The organism is uncultured Piscinibacter sp. (assembly GCF_937952055.1).
Taxonomy (GTDB): domain Bacteria; phylum Pseudomonadota; class Gammaproteobacteria; order Burkholderiales; family Burkholderiaceae_C; genus Piscinibacter.
Genome location: NZ_CALFYO010000019.1, coordinates 268,065 through 291,251 on the forward strand (window position 1 = coordinate 268,065; position 23,187 = coordinate 291,251).

18 protein-coding genes are annotated in these 23,187 nt (G+C 71.6%); 8 read left to right on the plus strand and 10 right to left on the minus strand.

Translation table 11 applies throughout. The annotated features are described in order from the left end of the window. Nucleotides 1-69 precede the first annotated feature (69 nt). From acsA to Q0599_RS08710, 6 genes are read left to right on the plus strand one after another with little or no spacing between them, the layout of a single operon-like run. Complete coding sequence (gene acsA / locus Q0599_RS08685; RefSeq protein ID WP_367180915.1) at nt 70-1,848, plus strand: acetate--CoA ligase; 1,779 nt, start codon at nt 70-72, stop codon at nt 1,846-1,848. After that, the gene (gene pdhA / locus Q0599_RS08690) at nt 1,845-2,852 is read left to right on the plus strand and encodes a pyruvate dehydrogenase (acetyl-transferring) E1 component subunit alpha (RefSeq protein ID WP_298828399.1); all 1,008 of its coding nucleotides are present in this window, start codon (nt 1,845-1,847) and stop codon (nt 2,850-2,852) included. The genes acsA and pdhA overlap by 4 nt, the downstream gene beginning before the upstream one ends. Further along, nucleotides 2,849-3,853, plus strand: a complete 1,005-nt coding sequence (locus tag Q0599_RS08695) for an alpha-ketoacid dehydrogenase subunit beta (RefSeq protein WP_298828401.1) — start codon at nt 2,849-2,851, stop codon at nt 3,851-3,853. The genes pdhA and Q0599_RS08695 overlap by 4 nt, the downstream gene beginning before the upstream one ends. After that, nucleotides 3,850-5,031: a dihydrolipoamide acetyltransferase family protein gene (locus Q0599_RS08700; RefSeq protein ID WP_298828404.1), complete on the plus strand. Its 1,182-nt coding sequence runs from the start codon at nt 3,850-3,852 to the stop codon at nt 5,029-5,031. The genes Q0599_RS08695 and Q0599_RS08700 overlap by 4 nt, the downstream gene beginning before the upstream one ends. A gap of 10 nt (nt 5,032-5,041) precedes the next feature. After that, nucleotides 5,042-5,299: an acyl carrier protein gene (locus Q0599_RS08705; protein WP_298828407.1), complete on the plus strand. Its 258-nt coding sequence runs from the start codon at nt 5,042-5,044 to the stop codon at nt 5,297-5,299. After that, the gene (locus Q0599_RS08710; RefSeq protein WP_298828411.1) at nt 5,296-5,940 is read left to right on the plus strand and encodes a phosphatase PAP2 family protein; all 645 of its coding nucleotides are present in this window, start codon (nt 5,296-5,298) and stop codon (nt 5,938-5,940) included. The genes Q0599_RS08705 and Q0599_RS08710 overlap by 4 nt, the downstream gene beginning before the upstream one ends. Here Q0599_RS08710 and Q0599_RS08715 read toward each other — a convergent pair. Continuing rightward, complete coding sequence (locus Q0599_RS08715; RefSeq protein WP_298828413.1) at nt 5,845-6,495, minus strand: hypothetical protein; 651 nt, start codon at nt 6,493-6,495, stop codon at nt 5,845-5,847. The genes Q0599_RS08710 and Q0599_RS08715 overlap by 96 nt on opposite strands. A 58-nt stretch (nt 6,496-6,553) precedes the next feature. Further along, complete coding sequence (locus Q0599_RS08720; RefSeq protein WP_298828416.1) at nt 6,554-8,974, minus strand: Lon protease family protein; 2,421 nt, start codon at nt 8,972-8,974, stop codon at nt 6,554-6,556. 91 nt (nt 8,975-9,065) lie between these two features. Between Q0599_RS08720 and Q0599_RS08725 the strand changes: the two genes are divergently transcribed. Continuing rightward, complete coding sequence (locus Q0599_RS08725; RefSeq protein ID WP_298828418.1) at nt 9,066-11,294, plus strand: transglycosylase domain-containing protein; 2,229 nt, start codon at nt 9,066-9,068, stop codon at nt 11,292-11,294. A gap of 14 nt (nt 11,295-11,308) precedes the next feature. On the opposite strand, the gene Q0599_RS08730 is transcribed toward Q0599_RS08725, so the two are convergent. Next, nucleotides 11,309-12,127: a YihY family inner membrane protein gene (locus Q0599_RS08730; protein ID WP_298828421.1), complete on the minus strand. Its 819-nt coding sequence runs from the start codon at nt 12,125-12,127 to the stop codon at nt 11,309-11,311. A gap of 255 nt (nt 12,128-12,382) precedes the next feature. After that, nucleotides 12,383-12,967, minus strand: a complete 585-nt coding sequence (locus Q0599_RS08735) for a hypothetical protein (RefSeq protein ID WP_298828424.1) — start codon at nt 12,965-12,967, stop codon at nt 12,383-12,385. A 611-nt stretch (nt 12,968-13,578) separates the two neighbouring features. On the opposite strand from Q0599_RS08735, the gene Q0599_RS08740 reads away from it, so the two are divergent. Beyond that, entirely contained in the window at nt 13,579-15,015 is a 1,437-nt protein-coding gene (locus Q0599_RS08740; RefSeq protein ID WP_298828427.1) for an IS1182 family transposase, read from the plus strand. 270 nt (nt 15,016-15,285) lie between these two features. Here the strand turns inward: Q0599_RS08740 and Q0599_RS08745 are convergent, their stop codons facing one another. The 6 genes from Q0599_RS08745 to Q0599_RS08770 all read right to left on the minus strand — a co-directional run bounded on the left by Q0599_RS08745 (nt 15,286) and on the right by Q0599_RS08770 (nt 23,031). After that, the gene (locus Q0599_RS08745) at nt 15,286-16,497 is read right to left on the minus strand and encodes a YbfB/YjiJ family MFS transporter (protein WP_298828429.1); all 1,212 of its coding nucleotides are present in this window, start codon (nt 16,495-16,497) and stop codon (nt 15,286-15,288) included. A 277-nt stretch (nt 16,498-16,774) separates the two neighbouring features. Then, nucleotides 16,775-17,326, minus strand: coding sequence for a c-type cytochrome (locus Q0599_RS08750; protein WP_298828432.1), 552 nt, complete (start codon nt 17,324-17,326; stop codon nt 16,775-16,777). Between the two features lie 2 nt (nt 17,327-17,328). Further along, a complete protein-coding gene (locus tag Q0599_RS08755) occupies nt 17,329-18,285 on the minus strand; it encodes a c-type cytochrome domain-containing protein (protein WP_298828434.1) in 957 nt (318 codons plus the stop codon). A gap of 20 nt (nt 18,286-18,305) precedes the next feature. Beyond that, entirely contained in the window at nt 18,306-19,268 is a 963-nt protein-coding gene (locus Q0599_RS08760; protein ID WP_298828436.1) for an NmrA/HSCARG family protein, read from the minus strand. Between the two features lie 119 nt (nt 19,269-19,387). Continuing rightward, entirely contained in the window at nt 19,388-22,024 is a 2,637-nt protein-coding gene (locus tag Q0599_RS08765) for a LuxR C-terminal-related transcriptional regulator (RefSeq protein ID WP_298828439.1), read from the minus strand. A gap of 173 nt (nt 22,025-22,197) precedes the next feature. Next, nucleotides 22,198-23,031 carry an MBL fold metallo-hydrolase gene (locus Q0599_RS08770; RefSeq protein WP_298828441.1) on the minus strand — a complete coding sequence of 278 codons (834 nt, stop codon included), beginning with the start codon at nt 23,029-23,031 and terminating at the stop codon, nt 22,198-22,200. Nucleotides 23,032-23,187: the final 156 nt, after the last annotated feature.

The following is a 23,187-nucleotide window of genomic DNA, read 5'->3' on the forward strand; positions in this document are numbered from 1 at the left end:
CGCTGCCCGATTGCGCTGGCTCAATCCAGGCGGCATCCGGCGGCGCAGCATGCGCTCAGACCCTCTTCGATGATCCGACTGCCGATGCGACCAGGCGTGATCCACAAGTCAGCCCGCGACCTGCCCGTGCCTGCGCACTTGGCGGATTGGGCTGCTACCTGCGCCAGTTTCTCCTGGCCGCAGGTGCGCGGCGAGCTGGCCGGGACCGAAGCGGGCGTGCTCAACATCGCGCAGCTCGCCGTCGATCGCCATGCACAGGGCCCACATGCGCACCGCACCGCCTTGCGCTTCCTCGGTGCGGGCGCTGCGGTCAGCGATGTCGACTTCGCCGAACTGAAGTCGCTGACCGACCGCTTCGCCAACGCGCTGGCCGCGCTCGGCGTCGGCGCCGGTGATCGGGTGTTCGTGCTGGCCGGTCGCGTGCCGGCGCTGTATGTCGCGGTGCTCGGCGCGCTGAAGCACGGCAGCGTCGTCACGCCGCTGTTCTCCGCCTTCGGGCCGGAGCCGATCGCCACGCGGGTGAACATCGGCGGCGCGCGCGTGCTCGTCACCACCGAGGCGCTGTACCGCCGCAAGATCGAGAAGATGCGCGCGAGCATGCCTTCGCTGCAGCAGGTGATCCTGATCGGCGAGGGCGACGCAGAGACCCGCGTGCCCGGCACGCTCGACTACGCGAAACTGATGCGCGAGGCGCCCGCCCAGCCGCCGGTGATCCGCACCGGCCCCGCCGACATGGCGCTGCTGCACTTCACCAGCGGCACCACCGGCACGCCCAAGGGCGCGATCCACGTCCACGAGGCGGTGCTGACGCACTTCGCCACCGGCCGCTACGCGCTCGACCTGCACGACGACGACGTGTTCTGGTGCACCGCCGATCCCGGCTGGGTGACGGGCACCTCGTACGGCATCGTCGCACCGCTGCTGCACGGCGTGACCAGCATCGTCGACGAGGCCGAGTTCGACGCCGAGCGCTGGTACCGCATCCTGCAGGAGCAGCGGGTGAGCGTCTGGTACACCGCGCCCACCGCGATCCGCATGCTGATGAAGGCGGGGCCGGAGCTGGCGCGCAAGTATTCGTTCCCGCAGTTGCGCTTCGTCGCCAGCGTCGGCGAGCCGCTCAACCCCGAGGCGGTGTGGTGGGGCCAGGAGGTGCTCGGCCGGCCCATTCACGACAACTGGTGGCAGACCGAGACCGGCGGCATCATGATCGCCAACACCCCGGCGATGGACATCAAGCCCGGCTCGATGGGCAAGCCGCTGCCCGGTGTGCAGGCGCTGATCGTGCGGCGGCCCGAAGGCGGTGGCGTGCAGGTCGTCGACACGCCCGACACCGAAGGCGAGCTGGCGCTGCGCGTGGGCTGGCCGTCGATGTTCCGCGGCTACCTCGGCCAGGAGGAGCGTTACCGGAAATGCTTCGCCGGTGACCTCTACCTCACCGGCGACCTGGCGAAACGCGATGCCGACGGCTACTTCTGGTTCGTTGGGCGCGCCGACGACGTCATCAAGTCGGCCGGCCACCTGATCGGGCCCTTCGAGGTGGAGAGCGCGCTGATGGAGCACCCGGCGGTGGCAGAGGCCGGCGTGATCGGCAAGCCCGATCCGGTGGTGGGCGAGGTGGTGAAGGCCTTCGTGTCGCTGAAGAAGGGTTTCGAGCCGAACGAGGCGCTGAACCTGGAACTGCTGGGCCATGCGCGCAAGCGCCTCGGCGCAGCGGTGGCACCGAAGGAGATCGCCTTCCTGCCCACGCTGCCGCGCACGCGCAGCGGCAAGATCATGCGCCGGCTGCTGAAGGCGCGCGAGCTCGGGCTGCCCGAGGGCGACACCTCCACCCTGGAAGGCGGCGCATGAAGCTGCCGGAGTCGCTGACCTTCCGGACCGACGTGCGCCAGCACGAGCGCGCCTTCTGCCTCGAGCGCGTGCGCGACATGGTGCGCATCCGCCGCCTGGAGGAGCGCTGCGCGCAGCTCTACGGCGAGCAGAAGATCCGCGGCTTCCTGCACCTCTACATCGGCGAGGAGGCGGTGGCCGCCGGCGTGATGCCGAACCTGCAGCCGCAGGACAACGTGCTGGCCACCTACCGCGAGCATGGCCACGCGCTGCTGCGTGGCGTCGGCATGAACGAGATCATGGCCGAGATGTTCGGCAAGCAGGAGGGCTGCTCGCGCGGCCACGGCGGCTCGATGCACCTGTTCGACCGTGCCACGCGCTTCTTCGGCGGCAATGCCATCGTCGCCGGCGGCCTGCCCCTCGCCGTCGGGCTGGCACTGGCCGACGTGCAACTCGGGCGCGACGACGCCGTCACCGTCTGCTTCTTCGGCGAAGGCGCGGTGGCCGAGGGCGCCTTCCACGAGTCGCTCAACCTCGCCGGGCTGTGGCGGCTGCCGGTGCTGTTCGTCTGCGAGAACAACCTCTACGCGATGGGCACGGCGCTGTCGCGCTCGCAGGCCTCCATCGACCTGACCGCCAAGGCGGGCGCCTACGGCATTGCCCACGCGCAGGTCAACGGCATGAACGTGCTGACGGTGCACGAGGCGGCGCGCGCGGCGGTCGAGCAGGTGCGCACGCAGCGCACGCCGTTCTTCCTGGAGACGCACACCTACCGCTTCCGCGCGCACTCGATGTTCGACAGCGAGCTGTACCGCGACAAGGCCGAGGTCGAGCGCTGGAAGCAGCACGGCCCCATCCACGGCTTCACCGAGCGGCTGAAGGCGGCGGGCATGCTCAGCGAGGACGAGTTCCAGGCCATCGACCAGGAGGCGCTGGCCGAGGTCGAGGCGGCAGTCCAGTTCGCCGAAGCCGGCACCTGGGAGCCGCCCGAGCGGCTGCTCGACGACGTGGTGGCCGGCCCATGACGCGCACGGTGAGCTACCGCGAGGCCCTGCGCGAGGCGCATCGCGAGGCGCTGCAGCGCGATCCGCGCGTCTTCCTGATGGGCGAGGACGTCGGCCGCTATGGCGGCAGCTATGCGGTCAGCAAGGGGCTGCTGGCCGAGTTCGGCGAGCAGCGCATCCGCGACACGCCGCTGTCGGAGCTGGGCTTCGTCGGCGCCGGCGTGGGTGCGGCGATGGGCGGTGCGCGGCCGATCGTCGAGGTGATGACGGTGAACTTCAGCCTGCTCGCGCTGGATGCCATCGTCAATAGCGCGGCGCTGCTGCGCCACATGTCCGGCGGGCAGTTCGGCGTGCCGCTGGTCGTGCGCATGGCCACCGGCGCCGGGCGGCAGCTCGCCGCGCAGCACTCGCACAGCCTGGAGAACTGGTACGCGCATGTGCCGGGCCTGCGCGTGCTCGCACCGGCCACGGTGGAGGACGCGCGCGGCATGCTCTGGAGCGCGCTGCAGGACCCGGACCCGGTGGTGATCTTCGAGCATGCGCAGCTCTACAACCTGGAGGGTGAACTGCCCGAGCCGTTCAGCACCGACATCGCCCATGCGGCGGTGCGCCGCGCCGGCCGCGACCTGTCGATCGTCACCTACGGCGGCTGCTTGCCCAAGGCGCTGGAGGCGGCGCAGGCACTGGCCGGCGAAGGCATCGAGGCCGAGGTGCTGGACCTGCGCGTGCTGCGACCGCTGGACGACGCCGCCATCGCCGCCAGCGTGCGCAAGACGCGCCGCCTGCTGGTGGTCGACGAGGGCTGGCGCAGCGGCAGCCTGGCCGCGGAAGTGATGGCGCGCGTGGTCGAGCAGGCCTTCTACGAACTCGACGCGCCGCCGGCGCGCGTGTGCAGCGAGGAGGTGCCGATTCCCTACGCCAAGCACATGGAGGAGGCGGCGCTGCCGCAGCCGGCGAAGATCGTCGCGGTGGCGAAGCGGATGCTGGGGCCTTCCGACGGCAGCGGCAGTGCCCGGCGATGATCGACTTCAAGCTGCCCTCGCTCGGCGCCGACATGGACGAGGGCACGCTGCTCGAGTGGCGCGTCGCCCCCGGGCAGGGGGTGAACAAGGGCGACATCATCGCCGTGGTCGACACCAGCAAGGCGGCCATCGACATCGAGGTCTGGGAGCCGGGCACGGTGCACGAGCTGATTGCGCAGGTCGGGCAGACAATTCCGGTGGGCACGGTGATGGCGCGGCTGCTCGCGCCGGGCGAGGCGGCGGGAGAGCCGGCGGCGGGGGCGCCCGCGGTCGCGGCGGCGGCGCCGAAGGCCACGGTAGCGCCGGCGCCGCCGCCGGGCGCCACCGTCACGCCGGCGGCGGCTCCCGCCGGGCTGGCGCGCCGACCCGTCACGCCGGCGGCGCGCCGCCGCGCGGCGGAACTCGCCGTGGCGCTGGAGACGGTCGCAGGCACCGGGCCCGACGGCGCGATCACGTTGGCGGACGTCGAGCGCGCGGCGCAGCGCCCCGTGGCTGCGCCCGCACCGCTCGACCGTGGCGCCGAGATGCGCAAGGTCATCGCCGCGGCGATGGCACGCTCCAAGCGGGAGATCCCGCACTACTACCTCGCCGAGCCGGTGCCGATGCGCGGCGCGCTGGACTGGCTGCGCGGGTACAACGCGAATCAGCCGGTGACGCAGCGGCTGCTGAGCGCGGTGCTGCTGCTCAAGGCGGTGGCGCTGGCGCTGCGCGAGGTGCCGGAGATGAACGGCCTGTTCGTCGACGGTGCCTTCCGCCCGGCGAGCGCAGCGCATGTCGGCGTGGCGATCTCGCTGCGCCGCGGCGGCTTGGTCGCGCCGGCGCTGCACGACGTGGGCGACAAGACCTTGCCGCAGCTGATGACCGAGCTCGGCGACCTGGTGCAGCGTGCCCGCGCCTTCAGCCTGCGCAGCTCGGAGATGGCCGACCCGACGATCACCGTCACCAACCTCGGCGACACCGGCGTCGAGGCGGTGCACGGCGTGATCTACCCGCCGCAGGTGGCGCTGGTGGGCTTCGGCCGCATCGCCGAGCGGCCGTGGGTGGAGGAGGGGCGGATCGTCGCCATGCCCACGCTCACGGCGACGCTCGCCGCCGACCACCGCGTCAGCGACGGCCACCGCGGCGCGATCTTCCTGGCCCGCGTGCGCGACCTGCTGCAGCGCCCGGCCGAACTGTGAGGACAGCACGATGACGAACGACGACATCCGCAGCGGCGTGCTGGCATCCATCTGCCGCATCGCGCCGGAAGTGGAACCCGGCGAGCTGCAGCCCGACCGGCCGCTGCGCGACCAGGTCGACCTCGACTCGATGGACTGGCTCAACGTGATCGTCGGCTTCCACCAGCGCTTCGGCGTCGACATCCCGGAAGCCGACTACGCGAAGCTGGTGACGCTGGACGGCATCGTCGCCTACCTCGCGCAGCGCCTGCCGGCACCGCCGGGGTGAATGCCGTCTTCGAGGCGTTCGCGCCGGTCGACGCCGCGGTCGCGACGGCCGTCGAGATGGCCGGGACGCCGACGCTGATCGAGTTCATGACCGCGCTCTCGGCCGCGCACACCTTGCATGGCATCAGCGTCATCCTCGCCGGCGCCTGTGCCTGGCTGCTGGCGCTGCGCGATCGCGCCGGCGCGCTGTGGCTGCCGCTCACGGTCTACAGCGGCGCCTTGCTCAACCACCTGCTCAAGCACGGCATCCAGCGCCCGCGGCCGGGGCAGGACGCGCTCGCGGCGACCGACTTCGCCTTTCCCAGCGGCCACGCGGCCGAGTCCACGTTGCTGTACGGCGCGCTGGCGGCCCTGGTGTTTCTGCACTCGGGCTCGCGCGGCCTGCGTGCTGCGGCGCTGGCCGGCGCGATGCTGATGGTGGTCCTGGTCGGTGCGAGCCGACTGGTGCTTCGTGCGCACTGGTTCAGCGACGTGATCGGCGGCGTGCTGGTCGGCGGCGTCTGGCTCGCGCTGTGCCTGGCCGCCTACGCCGCCAGGCGGCACCGATCAGCGCGGCGCGCCGACGATCAGCAGCGGCGTGCGCAGCTCGCCCAGCGGCAGCGCGGCCAGCGCCGTGGCGGGCAGCACGATGAGGTCGGCTGAGGCCAGCTGCGACCCGTCGTGCGGATCGAACGGGCGCATCTCCAGCCGCGCGCCGATCGCGTGGGCGAGCTGCGTGGCCACCCGCATGGCCTGCGGTCCGCCCGGCGCCCCGCCGTCGAGCGCCACGATCAGCGGCCGCAGCCGACGGTGCGCGGCCTCGAAGCGACCGGGCGACGCGCCGACGAGCAGCAGGTCGGTCTCCTCGCGCAGCGCCAGCGCCGCCTGCGGCAGGGCGCCGCGCAGCACGCGCATCGACCAGCTCACCGCATGGCGCGCGCTGGCGCGGTCCGCCAGCGTGCGCAGACGCGCCGTCTGCACGCGCCAGCCGCGCTCCACGTCCTGCGGCGCCAGTGGCGCCCAGACGTGCACGGGGCTGGCCAGCACACGCGTTGCCGGCAGCGCGGCGGCGACCAGCGCGGCCGCGCTCTCCACGTAGACGAGCTGCAGCTCGCGCTGCATCAGCTGCGCCAGCGCGCAGGAGGCCTCCAGCAGCGCCGCCGCCACCAGCGCGTCGTCCAGCACGACGAGCACGCGCTCGCGCGGCACGGCGCTCATCGGGCGGCTCTCCGTGCGGCGCGCCGCCGGACGGGCGCCATGCAGCGGCTTGGCGCGTTCACGGCAGGTTGTCCCCGGTCGGCACGCGCACCACCTGCCGCACCACCTGGCGGCGCAGCGCGCGCGGCTCGCCGCGGCGGATCATCGTGTAGGCGCGCAGCCGGCGCGCGACGCGGCCGTTGACGGTGTCCTCGCGCGGCGCTTCCGGTGCGCCGGCGGGCAGGCCGGTGAGCAGTTCCATCACGTCGTCGATGCCGTCCACGGCGCGCAGCGCGAAGCGGCCGGCCGCGACCGCCTCGACCACGTCCTCGCGCAGCATCAGGTGCGGCACGTTGGCGGCGGGCAGGATGACGCCCTGCGTGCCGTCCAGGCCGCGCGCCGCGCAGACGTCGAAGAAGCCCTCGATCTTCTCGGTCACGCCGCCCACGGCCTGCGCCTGCCCGAACTGGTTGACCGAGCCGGTGACGGCCCAGCCCTGACGCAGCGGCAGGTCGGCGATGGAGGACAGCAGCGCGGCCAGCTCGGCCAGCGAGGCGCTGTCGCCCTCGACCATGCCGTAGGTCTGCTCGAACACCAGGCTGCCGAGCAGCGAGTGCGGTTGCTGGCGCGAATACCGCGCGGCGAGGAAGGCTGACAGGATCATCACGCCCTTGGCATGGATCGGTCCGCCGAGGTGCGTCTCGCGCTGCACGTCGATCACCTCGCCGTGGCCCAGGCGCGTCGTCGCGCTGATGCGGATGACGGCGCCGAAGCGCTCGCCGCCGACCTCGTAGACCGACAGCCCGTTGACCTGGCCGATGCGCTCGCCGGTGGTGTCGATCATCAGGATGCCGCGCTGCACGGCGTCGTGCAGCCGCTCGTGGATGCGGCCGGCGCGCCCGCGCCGCGCGGCGATGGCGCTGCGCACGTCGGACAACTCGATGGCGGCGGCCTGGCGCGAGCGTGCCATGTGGTCGGCTTCGTGCAGCACGTCGAGCAGGCGGCGCACCTGGGCGGTCAGGCGCGTGCTGTCCTCGGCGAGGCGCGCGGCGAGGTCGATGCAGGCGGCCAGCGCCGGCGCGTCCGGTGCGAGCAGTCCCGCCGCGCGCGCCTGAGCCGCCAGCGCGGCGGCAAGCGAGCGCACCGTGTCGGTGGCGCGCGGCATGTCGTCGCCGAGGTCGGCGACGACGCGGAAGAGCTGGTCGAACTCCTCGTCGTAGGCCTGCAGCAGCGTGCAGATCTCGCGCGTGCCCACCAGCACGACCTTCACCTTCAGCGGGATCGGCTCGGGCTCGAGCTGCACCGTGGAGATCACGCCGAGCTGCTCGGCCACCGCCTCGATGCGGATCTCGCCGCGCAGCAGCGCGCGTTTCAGCGTCGCCCAGGCGAAGGGCTGGGTGAGCAGCTTGACCGCATCGATCAGCAGGTGGCCACCGTTGGCGCGGTGCAGCAGCCCGCCCTTGATGAGACGGAAGTCGGTCAGCAGCATGCCGAAGCGGGCGATGTGGTCGACGCGCCCGACCAGGTTGGGCACGCTGGGCAGGTCGGCCTCGACCAGTGCCTTGCCATCCTCGGCGGTGGCGTCGAGCAGCAGGTTGACCTCGTAGCGCGACAGGTCGGCGCGGTCCTCGCTCGCCTCGCCGCTGGACTCCTCCTCGCCGGGGCTGCGGAAATCCTCGGCATGCTCGACGACGTCGGCAGCCACGGAGTCGAGCCAGGCCGCCACCTTGGGCAGGTCCACATGGCGCTCGCGGATGTCCTCCAGCGCGTGGTCGGCGGCGACGCGCGTCATGCTGCGGTTGAGCTCGCGCACGCGGTCGGCATGCTCCTTGCGCAGGCGCATCGAGGCGCGCAGCGCGCGCACCAGCTGGTCCTGAACCTCGGCCATGGCTTTCTGCAGCTCGGCGCGCTGCTCCTGCGGCAGGCTCTCGAACACCTGCGGCGGCATCACCTCGCCGTCCTTCTGCGGCGCGACGGTGAAGCCCACCGGCGTGCGCACCATTGCCAGGCCGCGGCGGTGCGCCTCCTTGCCCACCTCGATGAAGGACTGCTCGGCGCGCTCCTTGAACTCGGCGTCGATGCGCTCGACCTCGGTGGCGTACTCCTCCGACTCGAACATCGTGCGGATCATCGTGCGCAGGTCGCGCACCAGCGTCTTCATCTCGTCGCGCAGCGCCGTGCCGCGGCCGGCCGGCAGTTGCAGCGCGAGCGGCTTGTGCGGTTGCGCGAAGTGGTTGACGTAGACCCAGTCGGAGCGTGTCACGCCGTCGCTGCGCAGATGCCCGTCGACCGCGTGGCGCACCAGCGCGCGCCGCCCGCTGCCCGGCGGTCCGGCGACGAACAGATGGTGGCCGGCATGCGGCGTGGCGATGGCGTACTGCACGGCTGCGGCGGCACGCGGCTGGCCGACGATGACGCCGTGCGGCGGGACATCGACGGCGAGCGACGCGGGGTCGCAGCGGGTCAGCAGTTCGCCGGGGGCGAGTGGTCGTGCAGCCATCGGGCGATGCTAGGCGGGCCGCCCGGCGGCGAATTGAGCCGTGTCATGTCCGGTAACAGCGGCAAGCGCCGTGGCAGGACAATCCGCATCCATGGAAGCTTCCCGAGTACAGCGCCTGGCTGCGGCTGCGGCACGCCACGCGCCGCGCGTGCTGCGCGTGGGCGCCATGGCGCTGCTGGGCGCGGTGCTGTTGCTGGTCGGCTACGCCCTGGTCCTGCTGCCCTTCACACCGGCGGTGGACAAGCTGCTTGCCGCGCGCGACGACAAGCCCAGCGTGCTGCTCGCGGCCGACGGCTCCGTGCTCGCCACCTTCCGCCGCACGCCGCGCGAATGGGTGCCGCTCGCGCGCATCCCGACGCACGTGGTGGACGCACTGATCGCCACCGAGGACCATCGCTTCTGGCAGCACCCCGGCGTCGACTGGCGGCGCAGCCTGTCGGCGGTGGCGCACAGCCTGGCCGGCGACGCACAGGGCGGCTCGACGATCACGCAGCAGCTCGCGCGCAATGCCTTCCCGGAGGAGGTCGGCCGCGCGCGCACCGCCACGCGCAAGCTCAAGGAGCTGATCACCGCGATCAAGCTGGAGCGGCGCTATTCGAAGCGCGAGATCCTCGAGGCCTACCTCAACACCGTCTCGTTCCACTACAACGCGTTCGGCATCGAGATGGCCGCGCGCACCTATTTCGACAAGCCGGCGCAGAAGCTGACGGTGGCCGAAGGCGCGACGCTGATCGGCCTGCTCAAGGGCACGCGCGTCTACAACCCGGTGCTGCACCCCCAGCGCGCGCTCGAGCGACGCAACGTCGTGCTGGCGCAGATGCTCAAGCATGGCAAGCTCACTGCCGCCGAACACCAGCGCATGCGCCAGCGCCCGCTGCGCCTGGACTTCGAGCGCCAGGATCTCGGCACCGGTCCGGCGCCACACTTCGCCGAGGCGGTGCGGCGCTGGCTGCTCGGCTGGAGCGAGCCGCTGGGGCTCGACCTGTACGCCGACGGGCTGATGGTGCAGTCGGCGATCGATCCGAAGCTGCAACGCATCGCCAACCAGGCGGTGGCGCGCCAGCTCGACGCGCTGCAGGCGGTGGCCGACGTCGAATGGGGGCGCAGCAGCGCCGCCTTGCTGTCCACGCGCAGCGCCGCCTACGTGCAGGCGCGCGGCAAGACCGAGCCGTTCGGCCACTTCTGGTCCACGCGCCGCGAACTGGTCGACGAGTTCGTGCGCGAGTCGCCGGAGTATGCCGAGCTCGTCGATGCCGGCCACTCGAAGGACGAGGCCGTGGCCGCGCTGCGCTCGGATGCCGGCTTCATGGCGGCGCTGCGCGAGCGCAAGACGCGGCTGGAGGCCGGCTTCGTGGCCATCGACCCGACCAGCGGCGCGGTGCGCGCCTGGGTGGGCAGCCGCGACCACGGGCTCGGTGCCTTCGATCACGTGCAGCGCTCGCGCCGCCAGCCCGGTTCCACCTTCAAGCCCTTCGTCTACGCGGCGGCGCTCGAGGCCGGCATCGCCCCGCAGCGCGAGTTCGACACGCGCGGCGTGAGCCTGCGCCTGCCCAACGGCACGCGCTGGCAGCCGCGCGACATGGGCGCCGCGCCCGACGGCCGTTCGACCATGGAAGATGGCCTGGTGTTCTCGCGCAACAGCGTCACGGCGCAACTGATCGGCGAGGTCGGCGCCGACACGGTGCAGCGCATGGCGCAGCGGCTCGGCGTGCGCGAGAGCCCGCTGGAGGCGGTGCCTTCGCTGGCGCTGGGCACCAGCCCGGTGAGCCTGCTGGAGATGACGAGTGCCTACGCGACCATCGCCGCGCAGGGCGAGTTCCACACACCGCTGCTGGTGACGAAGGTGAGCGACGCGAACGGCAGGCTGCTGATGCAGGTCGCCCCGGCGGCAGGCACGCCGGGCGAGCGCGTGATGGACAGCCGTGTCGCCGTGGAGCTGATCGACATGCTGCGCGGCGCGGTGGACCGCGGCACGGGGCAGGGCGTGCGCGGCACCTGGGGCATCCAGGCCGACGTGGCAGGCAAGACCGGCACCACGCAGAACAACACCGACGGCTGGTTCATCCTCATGCAGCCGCAGCTGGTTGCCGGCGCCTGGGTCGGATTCAACGACCCGCGCGTGACGTTGCGCAGCGAGCACTGGGGGCAGGGCGCGCACAACGCGCTGCACGTCGTCGGTGACGCGATGCGCCAGGCGCTGGCGCAGCGCCTGGTCGACCCGCGCGCCGAGTTCCCTTCGGCGGCGGGTGCGGCGCTGCGCGAGTTCGTGCGCAGCGCCGGCGAGACGCTGCGGCGCTGGTTCGGCATCGCGGAACCTTGAGGCGACGCGCGCGCCTATCGCCTCGACGCCGGCGGCGTTGCGGCCGCACGAGCCAGGTTGGCGGCGATCAGCGCCGCCGCCAGTGTCACCAGCCACGAGAAGTACAGCCACAGCAGGAAGACCGGAAAGACCGCGAAGGCGCCGTAGACCGCCTTGTAGGTCGGGATCTTCAGCAGGTAGGCCGTGAAGCCGCGCTTACCCAGCTCGAGCGCGACGCTGGCGATCAGGCCGCCGGCGATCGCATCGCGCCGCCGCACTCTGGTGTTCGGCATGAAGTAGAACAGGCACGCCAGGCCTGCCCAGCTCAGCAGGGCCGGGCCCAGGTCGAGCACGAACCGCGCCCGCGGCGGCAGGGGCCCGATCCAGCCGAGCGACGCCCCCAGCACGGTCGACGTGGCCCAGAGGCTCACCCCGAGTGCGGGCGGGCCGACGGCGAGCATCACCAGGTACAGGCCGACACGCCGCAGGAGCGGCCGGCGCCGCTTCACGTTCCAGATCTGGTTGAGCGCGTTCTCCACCGTCAGCAGCATCGCGACCGCCGTGCCCAGCAGGAAGAGCGCGCCCAGCCAGGTCAGGCCGCTGGCATTGGCGGCGAACTGCCTCAAGGTCTCGAGCACGGTGCGCGAGATCTCGACCGGCAGCAGGCTCCTCAGCAGATGCTCCTCGAGCGCCGCCTGGAACCGGCCGAACGCCGGGAAGCGGGTGAACAGCGCCAGGCTGACGGCCAGCAGCGGAACCGCGGACAGCAGGCTGGTGAACGCCAGCGTGCCCGCCACCTGGGGCAGGCGTTCCTGCCGTGCACGGCGCAGGGTGAGGCGGGTCAGGCTGAACATGTGGCTCGGGCGCCCGGTGCGAACGGGGGTGGGGCGGCAACGGGGATTGTGAGTGTCTCTGACCGGCCAGCACCGGTCAGCCGCCCCAGTGCCGACGACCCACTCCAGTCCCGGGGCGCTCAAGGTCGCCACGGATCAATGCGAGCATGCGCAAGCCATTCGCGTCAGAACGCCTCATGCCAATGCAACGTCGCCGTCGATGATCTAGACCAACAGATCCGATGTGTGCCGACCCGGGGGCACTCTCAACGGACGCTAGCCGGGCGGTGGCTTCGGAAGCGCATCGAGGACATCTTTGCCTAGCTGGACCACGAGATTCCGCAGCAGCTGACTTCCAATGTCCGGATTCTTGGCCCATTGCGCGACCGACAGCGAGCTCGCTCTGTCCAGCATGACGCTCGGGGTCGACGTCACGTCCGTGCCTGGAGACGCCAAGCGCATCTCCGCCGAGACCCGCATCCGCATCGAACATGTCTTAGGCTGCGGTTCGATATTGAAGGACACGTCGGCGACCACGAGCAGGGGGGCGGAGAGTCTCCTGCCGACTTCCTCCAACGCCTGAGCGCCTTGCGGGTTCGCCGCACCTTTTGGCTCAACCTCGAGCGTCAACTCGCGACCACGCCGGGCAAGATCCAGTCGCACGGCCTCTTCAAGCAACTTGAGCGCGGTACGCCGAACCTCTGGTGGATCGAGCCACTGGGGCGGGTTCGTCACCGTCAATTCGACCCAGCTGTCTGCGCATTCCGGCGGGAGGTCCAGAACCAAGGTCCCGTGGCGTTCGAGGACGTCAGGCGTCTGAGCCAACGCCCCGCCAAATGTCAAGAGCCCCGTGATCGACATCCAAAACAGCTCTCCGCCCAGTCCGGAGGTGTACCCGGCCCGCGTCGGCGCCCTCATATTCACCGCGACAGTGCCCGGGCGCAGAACGAGAGGCGCCCGCCACGCATCCGAGTCAGCGCCAAGCGGAAGTTGCTTCATTGGAGGGTCGTTCTGGATTGCGCACCCTTGCGAGACCAGAATCGACATCAGAGCCAGCATCGCACTGAAGAGCCTCGCTGGACGCACAGAAACTCCCGTCGAATTTACTTCGCGACAAACGCTACAAGGGGCGGGCAGGCTGGCGCCTGCGTCAACTCAAGCTGTCGTATCAGCGGCTTCAGGCTTCCGTCAACAGCTGGACCGGGCGAAACGGCTGCCCGCAGGTCAGCAAGCACAAGGGCTGATGCTTGTGACAACGTCTGACGCTCAGTGGCGCACTTCACTGGACTTTCGGCGCCCCCGCTGGAAGCCGCCTCGGACAGCGCTCTAGCGGAGCCCAGACGAGGCTTCGCAGGGTTCGTAGCGAACCACGCGCGGTATGTCCGCTTCGGGTCGAGCCTGTGTGCAAACGCTTGTTGAAGGCGCCGAGGCCGTCGCCTAGATTCTGGCAACGCCACGAAGCGGGCCAGGGCATGAAGCGATTCATCGAAGGGGAAGAGCGAAGCCAGGTCACGCTGCTGCCAGAGTGCGTGGACGACTACATCGGCGAGGACAACCCGGTGCGTGTGGTCGACGCCTTTGTCGACGAGCTTCGACTTCAGAAGCTGGGCTTTGACGGTGCCGCACGCGCCGCCACCGGGCGGCCGTCTTATCACCCTGCGGTCCTCCTCAAGATCTACATCTACGGCTATCTCAACCGTGTGCAGTCCAGCCGGCGCCTGGAACGCGAGGCACAACGCAACGTCGAACTGATGTGGCTGACCGGACGCCTGGCGCCCGACTTCAAGACCATCGCCGACTTCCGCAAGGACCACGGCGAGGCGATCCGCAAGGTCTGCCGCGAGTTCGTGGTGCTGTGCCGTCGGCTGAAGCTGTTCACCGATGGCATCGTCGCCATCGACGGCAGCAAGTTCAAGGCGGTCAACAACCGCGACAAGAACTTCACCGACCGCAAGCTGCAGGCGCGAATGCAGCAACTCGAGGACAGCATCAAGCGCTACCTGGTCGAACTCGACCGAGCCGATCGCGAGCCCACGACAGTCCTTCCCAGCCGAGTCGATCACCTCAAGGAGAAGATCGCCAAGGTCAAGCAGCAGATGCAGGCCTTGGACGAGATCGGCGAGCGGATGAAGGCGTCAGAAGATGGACAACTCTCTCTGACCGACCCCGATGCGCGCTCCATGGCCACCAGCGGGCGAGGCACCGGCATCGTGGGCTACAACGTTCAGACGGCCGTGGACGCCAAGCATCACATGATCGTCGCCCATGAGGTCACCAATGTCGGCCACGACCGAGAGCAACTGGCCCACATGGCCAAGCTCGCCAAGCGCGCCACCGGCCATGCCGATCTGATCGCCTTGGCGGACCGCGGCTACTACGAGGGCTACGAGATTCTCAAGTGCGAGCAGACTGGCGTCGCCGCGATCCTGCCCAAGCCGATGACCTCGAACAGCCAGGCCCAGGGGTACTTCGACAAGCGGGACTTCGTGTACGACGAGCGCAAGGATGAGTACCGCTGTCCGGCCGGGCAGATCGCCATCTACCGGTTCACGGCGGTCGAACACGGCAAGACGTTGCACAAGTACTGGACCTCGGCCTGCCCGAACTGCCCGATCAAGTCCAAGTGCACACGCGGCGACTACAGACGCATCACGCGATGGGAGCACGAGCGCATCCTGGACATGGTGCAGGAGAGGCTGGACGGCGCTCCCGAGGCCATGCAAATTCGCCGGCAGACCGTCGAGCACGTGTTCGGAACGCTAAAGGCCTGGATGGGGTCGACCCACTTCCTGACCAAGACGCTGCCACGAGTACGAACCGAGATGAGCTTGCAGGTTCTGGCCTACAACCTGAAGCGAGCGATGAAGATACTCGGAACGCAGCCGCTGATCGCGGCGATTAGGTTGTAGAGGAACGTAGGGACGAGCTACAAGCCCTCGAAGGTCAACGCTCTCCGTCTGAACGAGATCGTCAAGCCAGGGACGTCAGCCCGCGCTTGCAGTAGCGGTAGCGCGCACCGGCACTGCTGCCAAGACGTTTACACACGGCCTCGGTCGGCAGCGGTCGGTCAGACGATGCCGACGCGCCTCCGCTCGCGGCCGGACACGGACATCGGGGCCCAGCGACAGTTGTCGTCCGATTCCGAGACTCGGCCTGTTCCGCCCTGGACATGGCCGGGCTCAAGTCCCGAGCGGTTCGCGTCGCGCGAGGGCGGCGTAGATCGCCAGGCCGAACAGGAGCGCCGCGGCAGCGGCGTGCAGCGACCAGGCGAAGCCCTCGGCGGGGTTGGCGCCGCGCCGCAACAGCCAGGCCACCATCGGCGGCCCGGCGATCTGCCCGAGGCCATAGGCGGCCGTCAGCAGACCAATGAGCGCCGAGGCGTTGTGCGGCCACAGTCGCCGTGCCTCCTGCATCGCGAACAGCGTGATGGCCGTGAATGGCAGCCCGAGCAACAGGCTGCCAAGCGCAAAGCCCGCCAGCGTCGGCCACCACACACCCAGCAGCACACCCGCGGCCTGCATGCCGTAACAGGTCATCAGCAGGTGGCGGCGATCCCAGTGCACCGGCAATCGCACCGTGAGCAGCGCCCCGATCGAGACGCCGATGCCGAAGATCGGCCAGAACAGATCGAGCCATATCGAGCCCGGCAGCGCCTGCCGCGCGATCACCGGCAGGAAGGTGGCGGTGACGATGTAGCCGAAACCTGCCAGCCCGTAGGCCAGCGAGAAGGCTGCGATCGCGCTGCGAGGCGGAGGGTCTCTCTCGGTGGCGGCACTCGACGACACCTTGGCCACGCCTCGCAGCTGCGGCCATGCCAGCGCCGTCAGCACGAGGGCCAGCAGCGCGAAGACGGCCCACCCGGTCGCAGCGCGCATGCCGTGCGCCACCATTGCCGTCGCTGCGAACCCGCTCACGGCAATGCCCAGGCCGGGGCCGACGTAGATGATGCCGGACAGCGTCGGTACCCCCAGTGCACTGAGCCGCGCGAGGCACCAGCCGGAGACGTAGACGAACACCAACGCGCTGGCCACGCCCGCGAGGCCGCGCCACAGTGCCCACGGCGCCGACCACGGCACCGCCATGCCGAGCGTGAGCAGCACCGTGGCCACGAGCCCGATGCGGACCATGGCCGTATGCACCAGGGGCGCACGCCCCCAGCGACGCCACAGCGTCGGCTGTAACGCACAGCCCATCGCGCCGATCCAGTAGCCGAGGTAGTTGGCAGTGGCCAGCCAGCTGGCGCCGTCCAGGTCGACGACGCCGTCGTGCAGCATCATCGGCAACAGCGGCGTGAAGGCGAAGCGGCCGATGCCCATCGCGATGGCCAGCGCGAGCAGGCCGGCAAGCGCGATGGCGATGGGACTGGGGTCGTGGACGTTTCGAGTCGGCATGCGGGGATTGTCACTGCCGCTCGCCGCGTACCGTCGGGATGCTGCCAAGCGCCGCGAGGAACGGAACGACCGTGGACGAACGCGGGACGTGCTGCAACGTCGACCTCGAAGCACGGTCCTCCGAGTGTCCTGGCAGGTCGCCGTGATCCAGGAAGCACAGGAGTTCGGCGAGCCATGCGCCGTCGCTGCCGGGGCTGGAGACGAATGGGGCAGCCGCCACGGACCGCCAAACGGCCTTCGCGACCCTTCGGCGACATGCGCTGCCTCGACCTGGCGCTCAGCGCGAGACGGGCGGCAGCGCCTCGGGCACGCGGTTCTTCACCGGCACAACGGTGCGCAAGTAGGCGTACACCGACGCAAGGTCGGCGTCGCTGAGGTTGTTGTAGACCGGCACCGGCATCGGCGGCAGCACCTCGCGACCGCGGCCCATGCGCTTGCCGGTGCGGAAGGTCTGCACGAAGTCGCGCAGCGTCCAGTCGCCCAGGCCGGTCTCGGGGTCGGGGGTCAGGTTCGCGGTGAAACTCACTCCCCAGGGACCGCTGAAGGCGGTGTTGGTGGCGGCCATCGCGACCTGCCACGGGCCCTTGCCGAGGTCCGGCGCGGGCGGCATGACCAACTGCGCCGGGTGGCCCGACAGCGCGCGGCTCATGTCGGGCTCGGGGCCCTTCGGCCCCGGCTTCCAGGGTGTATGGCAGTCGTGGCAGCCAGCTGTCGAGACGATGTACTGGCCGCGCGCGATCTGCGCGGACAGCGGCGTCGGCTGGGCCTGGGCAGGGGTGCCGGCGGCCAGGGCCAGCGCGGCGAGGAGCGATTGCAGGGTCGGGTACATGGTCAGTTCTCCGAGGTTGGCAGGGACGTGATCCAGCGCTCGACGAGCGCCAGGCCGTCGGCATCGGGCACTTCGGTGCCCAGCGGCGGCATGCGGGTCCGCGGCGCGCGCGTGGCCATGCGCTGCAACAGCAGGCTGGCCGGCGCATCGCCGGGAACGACGACCGGCCCGCCGTGGCGGCGTGCCGGAAGATGGGTCAGCGAGCGCAGCGCCGCAGCCGCTGCGCCGGCCGGGTCGGCCGCCGACTGCGCCAGCGTCAACGGCACGGGCACCCGGTTGACGCTGCGGTTGTGGCAGTGGCCGCAGTTCGCGTGCAGCAGACCGAGCGCAGCGCGTTCGACGTCGGAACGTGCGAACGACATCGGCATGGCGCGGTGGTTGCGCAGCCATCCGCGGGCCACGAGCGTGGACGCGTCGATGCCGTCCACGGCTGGCCGGGGGGGCGACAGCTGCACCGCGCCAGCCCCGAGCACCGGCACCGCGGCGCTGCCGTGGCAGGCCAGGCAGTCGTCGCGAGACGGAATGCGCCAGCGGCCGCCCGGTGCGCCTTGCACGCCGCTCAGCTCGGCGCCGGCCTCGGGCACGAGCCGGGCCTCGTGGCCGTCGGCGCTCCAGGCATAGGCGGCGAAACGCCAGCTGCCGTCGGGCAGGCGCTCGATCAGCCGCGTCTCGAGCCTGCGGCCGCCGAGCGCAAACTCCTTCCAGAGCTTCGTGCCGGGCGGGAAGACCCAGGCGTCGGCGTCCGACGCGTCGATCGTGCGGCCGCGCGGCACGTGCAGCCAGCGGCGCTTGGCCGCGCCATCGGACCACAGCGGGTACTGCGGGGTGAACAGCAGTCGGTCCGCCTCGTCGAAGCCGGTCTGCGCGAGCGTGGTGGGCGGCGCCGGCGGCGCGGCGGCCGCGGCGAGCAGCAGCGCCACGGCGGCGAGCGCCCACGACGCGAAGCGGCGCGTGTCCATCGCAGACCGATCGGCGGCTGTCAGGCTGCGATCCGTGGCGCGACCGGGATGCGCGCCGCGTTGGCGCGCAGCCAGGTCTCGAAGTCCATCAGCCCGGGGTGCAGCGCGCGGCTGGCGGCCACGTCGCGCGCGGCGCGGAACTCGGCCTCGAAGTCCTGCTTGAAGCGGAACATGTTGGCCAGGTCGTCGGCACCGGGGAAGCCGAGGGCCGCATAGGCTTCGCGCGACAGCGCGACGTGGCGCACCGGTTCGCCCAGCGCACGTGCGAGCGCGTCGGCCATCTGCGCGCCGGTCAGGTGTTCGCCGGCGATGCCGATGCTGCGGCCGATGGCGGCTTCGCCCCGGCGGAAGAGGGCGGCTGCGCAGGGACCGATGTCGGCCGCGGCGATGCCCGGCAAGGCCGCGTCTCCCATGGGCAGCACGAAGCCGAGCTGGCCGTTGGCATCGCGCTGCGGCTGCATGCCGAAGTGGATCAGGTTGTCCCAGTAGAACGAGGTCAGCAGGCGGGTCAGCGGCAGGCCGCGACCGATGAAGAGCGCGTCGGCTTCGCCTTTGGCGTCGAAGTGCGGCACGTTGTAGTGTTGCTGCAGCACCGGCAGCGAGCTGCCGTCGGGTTCGACGAACCGCCGGGTGTCCTCCAGCGTCGACCAGATCACGTGGCGGACGCCGGCGCGCCGTGCCGCCTCGGCCAGGGTGTCGGCCTGCGCGAGTTCGCGCTCGGCGCTGAAGTGGGCCCAGAAGTTCGTCACGCAGAAGGCGCCGTATGCGCCCCGCATCGCGCGCTCGACGCTGGCCGGGTCGTCGAGGTCGGCGGCGAAGATCTCCGCGCCGCGCTCCGACAGTGCGCGTGCCGCGTCGCTGCCCGGCTGGCGGGTGACGGCGCGCACGCGGAAGTCGCGCGGGCCGTCGTCGAGCAGGGCGCGGGCGAGTCCACCGCCCTGGGCACCAGTGGCGCCGAAGATGGTGATCAGGGGTTTGCTCATGGGGGTGCTCCGAAGCTGCACGGCGCCGCGGCTGCAGCGCCTGGGCCGGCAGTCTCGGAGCCGGGCGATGCGCGCGCATCGCCCGAAAGGAGCCAGTGCGGGCCTGGCCCGCCGCAGCGTCAGCGCGGCTGGGCGTGGAACCAGGACGCTGCCTGGCCGCGCGAGACGACGCCGAGCTTGCCGAGCGCGTTGGCGACGTGCCGCTTCACGGTGTGCGGGCTCAGGGCAAGCGTGCGGGCGATGAGCTTGTTGCTCTGGCCGCGCGCGATCAGCGCGACGACCTCGAGCTCGCGGGCGGACAGCCGCTCCCCTGTCGGTGCCAGCGCGCCGCCGGGCGCATCGGCGGAGGCGGGCGCGACCTCCGCGGTGGCCACCGGCGCGGCCAGCGCCGTGGCCCAGCGGCGCAGCGTCGCGGTCTGCGCCGAGGTGAGCCGGTCGGCCCACTCGACGGCGGCGAGCGCGGCCAGTGCGGCGCCCGCGAGCACCGCGCCGCGCGGCCCGTCGTCGGGCCGGTCCAGCGGCGCGGCGAGCACGGCGGCGGCCTCGTCGCGGCGGCCCTGCTGGCACAGCTGCTGTGCCAGCCGCACGCGCACCTCGGGCGCATGACCCAGCAGGTCGGCGCTCGGGCCATGGTCGAGCGCGGCGCGCCACCAGCGCTCGGCGCCGGCGGCGTCGCCGTCGAGCAGCGCGAGATGGCCGCGCAGCCCGTCCATCGGATGCAGGCGCGCCGGCAGGAGATCGGTCAAGGTCGGCTCCAGCGCGTCGAGGCGCTGCACGAAGTCGCCGAGCGCGTCGCGCCGGCCGACCGCGGCCGCGATGCGCGCGCCGTAATACAGCACGTGCCACAGACCCCAGCCGCCGTAGGTCGATGGCTGCGACGCGATGCGCGCCTGCGCCGCATCCAGCGCCTCGTCGAAGGCGCCGCGCAGCACGTGCAACGCGGCGCGCAGCGACAGCGTGTGGTTGCGCGCGATCACCTCGTGGCCGCCCCAGGCCGCGTCGGCGGCAGCGCGGTCCAGCCAGCGCTGCGCTTCGGTCGGCAGGCCCAGCCACAAGGCGCGCCAGCCCAGCGTGAGCTGGGCATAGGCGCGCAGCGGGGTGTTCGTGTCACCGACGACGGCCAGCGCGCCGTTCGCCCACTTCAGCGTCAGCGCCGCCATGCCGGGACAGGCTGTCTGGCGCGGCGCCGGCAGGTTCGACCAGTCCGGAACGGTGTGGCAGCCCAGCAGCAGGTCGACGAGCGCACCGAACGCCGGAGCGACGCGGTCGGTCTCGCCGAGCTCGGAGTGCCGCCAGCCGAGCGCGGTGGTCGCCAGCACGCGCGCCTCGGTCTGCACGAGGGGCACCTCCTGGAGGCGCTCGAGCAGCCCCGTGGCTTCCGCGAGCCGGCCGAGCGCGACGAGCTGGCAGGCGCGGCGCCCCACCATCGACAGCGCGGTGTCGGGCTCGCCGCGTGCACGGTAGAGCCGTTCCGCGAGCAGGAAGTGGCGCTCGGACTCGGGCAGCCGCCAGACCGTCTGCGTCGCATAGCCGGCCACACGCTGCCACTCGGGCGAGGTCTCGGCGAAGGCAGGTGGGAAGGCGTCGAGCAGGCGCAGCACCGTCTGGACCGCGCCGCCGGTGTTCATGTCCGGCGCGACGGCGAGCAGGTCGCGCGCCGCCTCGTCGGGCGCGCCGGCCGACAGCAGCAGTGCCTGACGCCGCACCGGGTCGGTCTCGAGCCGCGCGGCGCGCAGCCGCAGCTGTGCCTCGTCCTCGGGACGCTCGATGCGCAGCCGGTGCTGCAGCGCATCGCGGAACAGGTCGTGCAGGCGCAGCGTGCCGGCGCCCTCGTCGACGACCGTGACGAACAGGCTGCGGCGTTCGATCTCGTCGAGCCAGCGTGCGGCGCGCGCGTCGCCTGTCAGCGCGCTGCAGCGTGCGTGGTCCAGCTCGTGGAGCATGCTGCAGTCGAGCAGGAACGTGCGCAGACCGGTGTCGAGATGGGCGAGGACCTCGGTGGCGAGGTAGTCGAACGCGGCCCGGTCAATCGTCGCCGAGGGCGCCGGCCCGCGTGCGCCGCTCAGCGCCAGGCGAAGCCCGGCGGCCCAGCCGGCGGTGCGCGCGTGCAGCGTGTGCGAGGTCTCTGCGGGCAGGCCGAGGTCGGCGCACCAGGCCGCCACCTCGTCGGGGCCGAAGCGCAGATCGGCCTCGCCGAAGCTCGCGAGTTCGCCGGCCGCCGCGGTGCGCGCGAGCAGCGCGGCCGGCGTCTCGCGACTCGCGAGCACCAGCGTCCACTGCGGCGGCAGCCGTTCGAGCAGCCGTGCGAGCCAGTGCTGAGCGGCGTCGTCGACCAGGTGGTGCAGATCATCGAGCACGATCGCGCCCCGCTCGAGATCCGAGGCCGCGAGGGCTGCGGCAAGCACGTCGGCCGCCTGCTGGCGACCGCCCGCTTCGGCCAGACCGTCGCCGAGCAGGCCTTCGGGTGCCACCCGCCAGGGCAGGTCGAAGGGGTCGAGCGCAGCGAGCAGGCATTCGAGCAGGCGGTGCAGATCGTCGCCCGGGTCGAGCGAGACCCAGGCGACGTCATGGCCGGCCGGCGGCGGCAGCAATGCGCGCACCAGCAGCGCCGTCTTGCCCGAGCCGGCCGGCGCGGCGAGCAGCACGGCGCGATGCGCGGCGAGCGCGTCGCGCAACCGGCCTTCGAGCGTCGGGCGTGCGAGCAGCCGGCCGCGGCGCGGCGCGGGCGGTTGGATCTTGGCGGGCGCGAAGCTCACGCGGAATCATAGGCAGCCTGTGGTTCAGGTGGCCCGTTTCCGGCGATGCGCGTGCGTTGCCGAGACCGACGCCGGCGATCTGATCCTGCCCCCGCCCGACCTCGCGTCGGCCCCGACCTCGAGAAAGCGACGGCGCCGAACGCCGCTGCGCCGCGGCCCGGAGGTGCGCGGACTCAGGCCAGCGCGGGCTCGGCCAGCGTGGAGGCGATCAGCTCGTCAAGCAGTTCCTGGCCCGGCGTCGGGATGGCGGGCGCGCCGGCGAGGCCGCGCAGGCGGTCGAAGGCGTTGTCGAGCTGGCGGCCGCGCAGCACCGGGCCATGTGCCGACGCAACGGTCCGAGCGCCGAAGGCCTCGACCGCGTCGACGTGGCGCGCGTAGGCCGCGCGGTCCAGCCAGGCGTGCCAGGGCGACACGGCGCTGTTCATCGCCGACATCTGCGCGAGTTCGTCGTCGCTCAGGTCCGCGGCGTCGAGCGAGCCCGGCGTCAGGCAGGCGAAGGTGTCGACGATCCACATCGCGTGGGTCCGGCTGTCGAACAGGCCGCGCGTCGTCGGGCCGTCGAAGATCGGCGGCCGGAACAGCTGCAGCACGCGATCGCCGGCGTCGACGCTGCCGCCGGGTTCGATCCAGCGCATCCGGTGCAGCGGCAGCGCGGGCTTCTCGAGTGCGAGCCGCTCGACGCTGAAGAAGTTGGTGACCAGCGTCGCCCGCGGGCAGCGCTCCAGCGCGTCGAGCAGGCCGCCGGTGTGGTCGCCGTCGTCGTGCGACAGGAAGATCCAGCGCACGTCTTCGGGTTCGACGACCGAGAACACCTTGTCGAGCCACTGCGCGCGGTGCATGGGCGCGCCGGTGTCGACGATCACCGGCTCGCGGCCACGGATCACCATCGAGTTCACCGGCAGGTACAGCCCCGGCCCGGCGGGCGCGAGGTTGGGGATCAGGAAGGTGTCGGGCGCGATGTGCGCGGTCGCGGTCGCGGGCACGTCGAAGAAGGAAGGGGCATTCATCGTTCAGGTCCTTGGTTCGGTGGATGGCGCGTTCGATGGCGGTCATGGTGCCCAGCCGGCCGCGTCCAGGCATCGCCCGTAAAGAGCCATTGCGACCAGAGCACAGACGACCTCCTCGTCGGTGCCGCGCGCTTGTCGGGAACGAGAGCGCATCGG

Excerpts from the sequence above, each read along its gene's own strand:
- Q0599_RS08750 (WP_298828432.1), bottom strand. The coding sequence starts at position 17,326 with ATGTACCCGACCCTGCAATCGCTCCTCGCCGCGCTGGCCCTGGCCGCC.
- Q0599_RS08760 (WP_298828436.1), bottom strand. The coding sequence starts at position 19,268 with ATGAGCAAACCCCTGATCACCATCTTCGGCGCCACTGGTGCCCAGGGC.
- Q0599_RS08720 (WP_298828416.1), bottom strand. The coding sequence starts at position 8,974 with ATGGCTGCACGACCACTCGCCCCCGGCGAACTGCTGACCCGCTGCGAC.
- acsA (WP_367180915.1), top strand. The coding sequence starts at position 70 with ATGATCCGACTGCCGATGCGACCAGGCGTGATCCACAAGTCAGCCCGC.
- Q0599_RS08700 (WP_298828404.1), top strand. The coding sequence starts at position 3,850 with ATGATCGACTTCAAGCTGCCCTCGCTCGGCGCCGACATGGACGAGGGC.
- Q0599_RS08695 (WP_298828401.1), top strand. The coding sequence starts at position 2,849 with ATGACGCGCACGGTGAGCTACCGCGAGGCCCTGCGCGAGGCGCATCGC.
- Q0599_RS08730 (WP_298828421.1), bottom strand. The coding sequence starts at position 12,127 with ATGTTCAGCCTGACCCGCCTCACCCTGCGCCGTGCACGGCAGGAACGC.
- Q0599_RS08705 (WP_298828407.1), top strand. The coding sequence starts at position 5,042 with ATGACGAACGACGACATCCGCAGCGGCGTGCTGGCATCCATCTGCCGC.
- Q0599_RS08725 (WP_298828418.1), top strand. The coding sequence starts at position 9,066 with ATGGAAGCTTCCCGAGTACAGCGCCTGGCTGCGGCTGCGGCACGCCAC.
- pdhA (WP_298828399.1), top strand. The coding sequence starts at position 1,845 with ATGAAGCTGCCGGAGTCGCTGACCTTCCGGACCGACGTGCGCCAGCAC.
- Q0599_RS08755 (WP_298828434.1), bottom strand. The coding sequence starts at position 18,285 with ATGGACACGCGCCGCTTCGCGTCGTGGGCGCTCGCCGCCGTGGCGCTG.
- Q0599_RS08745 (WP_298828429.1), bottom strand. The coding sequence starts at position 16,497 with ATGCCGACTCGAAACGTCCACGACCCCAGTCCCATCGCCATCGCGCTT.
- Q0599_RS08735 (WP_298828424.1), bottom strand. The coding sequence starts at position 12,967 with ATGTCGATCACGGGGCTCTTGACATTTGGCGGGGCGTTGGCTCAGACG.
- Q0599_RS08770 (WP_298828441.1), bottom strand. The coding sequence starts at position 23,031 with ATGAATGCCCCTTCCTTCTTCGACGTGCCCGCGACCGCGACCGCGCAC.
- Q0599_RS08715 (WP_298828413.1), bottom strand. The coding sequence starts at position 6,495 with ATGAGCGCCGTGCCGCGCGAGCGCGTGCTCGTCGTGCTGGACGACGCG.
- Q0599_RS08740 (WP_298828427.1), top strand. The coding sequence starts at position 13,579 with ATGAAGCGATTCATCGAAGGGGAAGAGCGAAGCCAGGTCACGCTGCTG.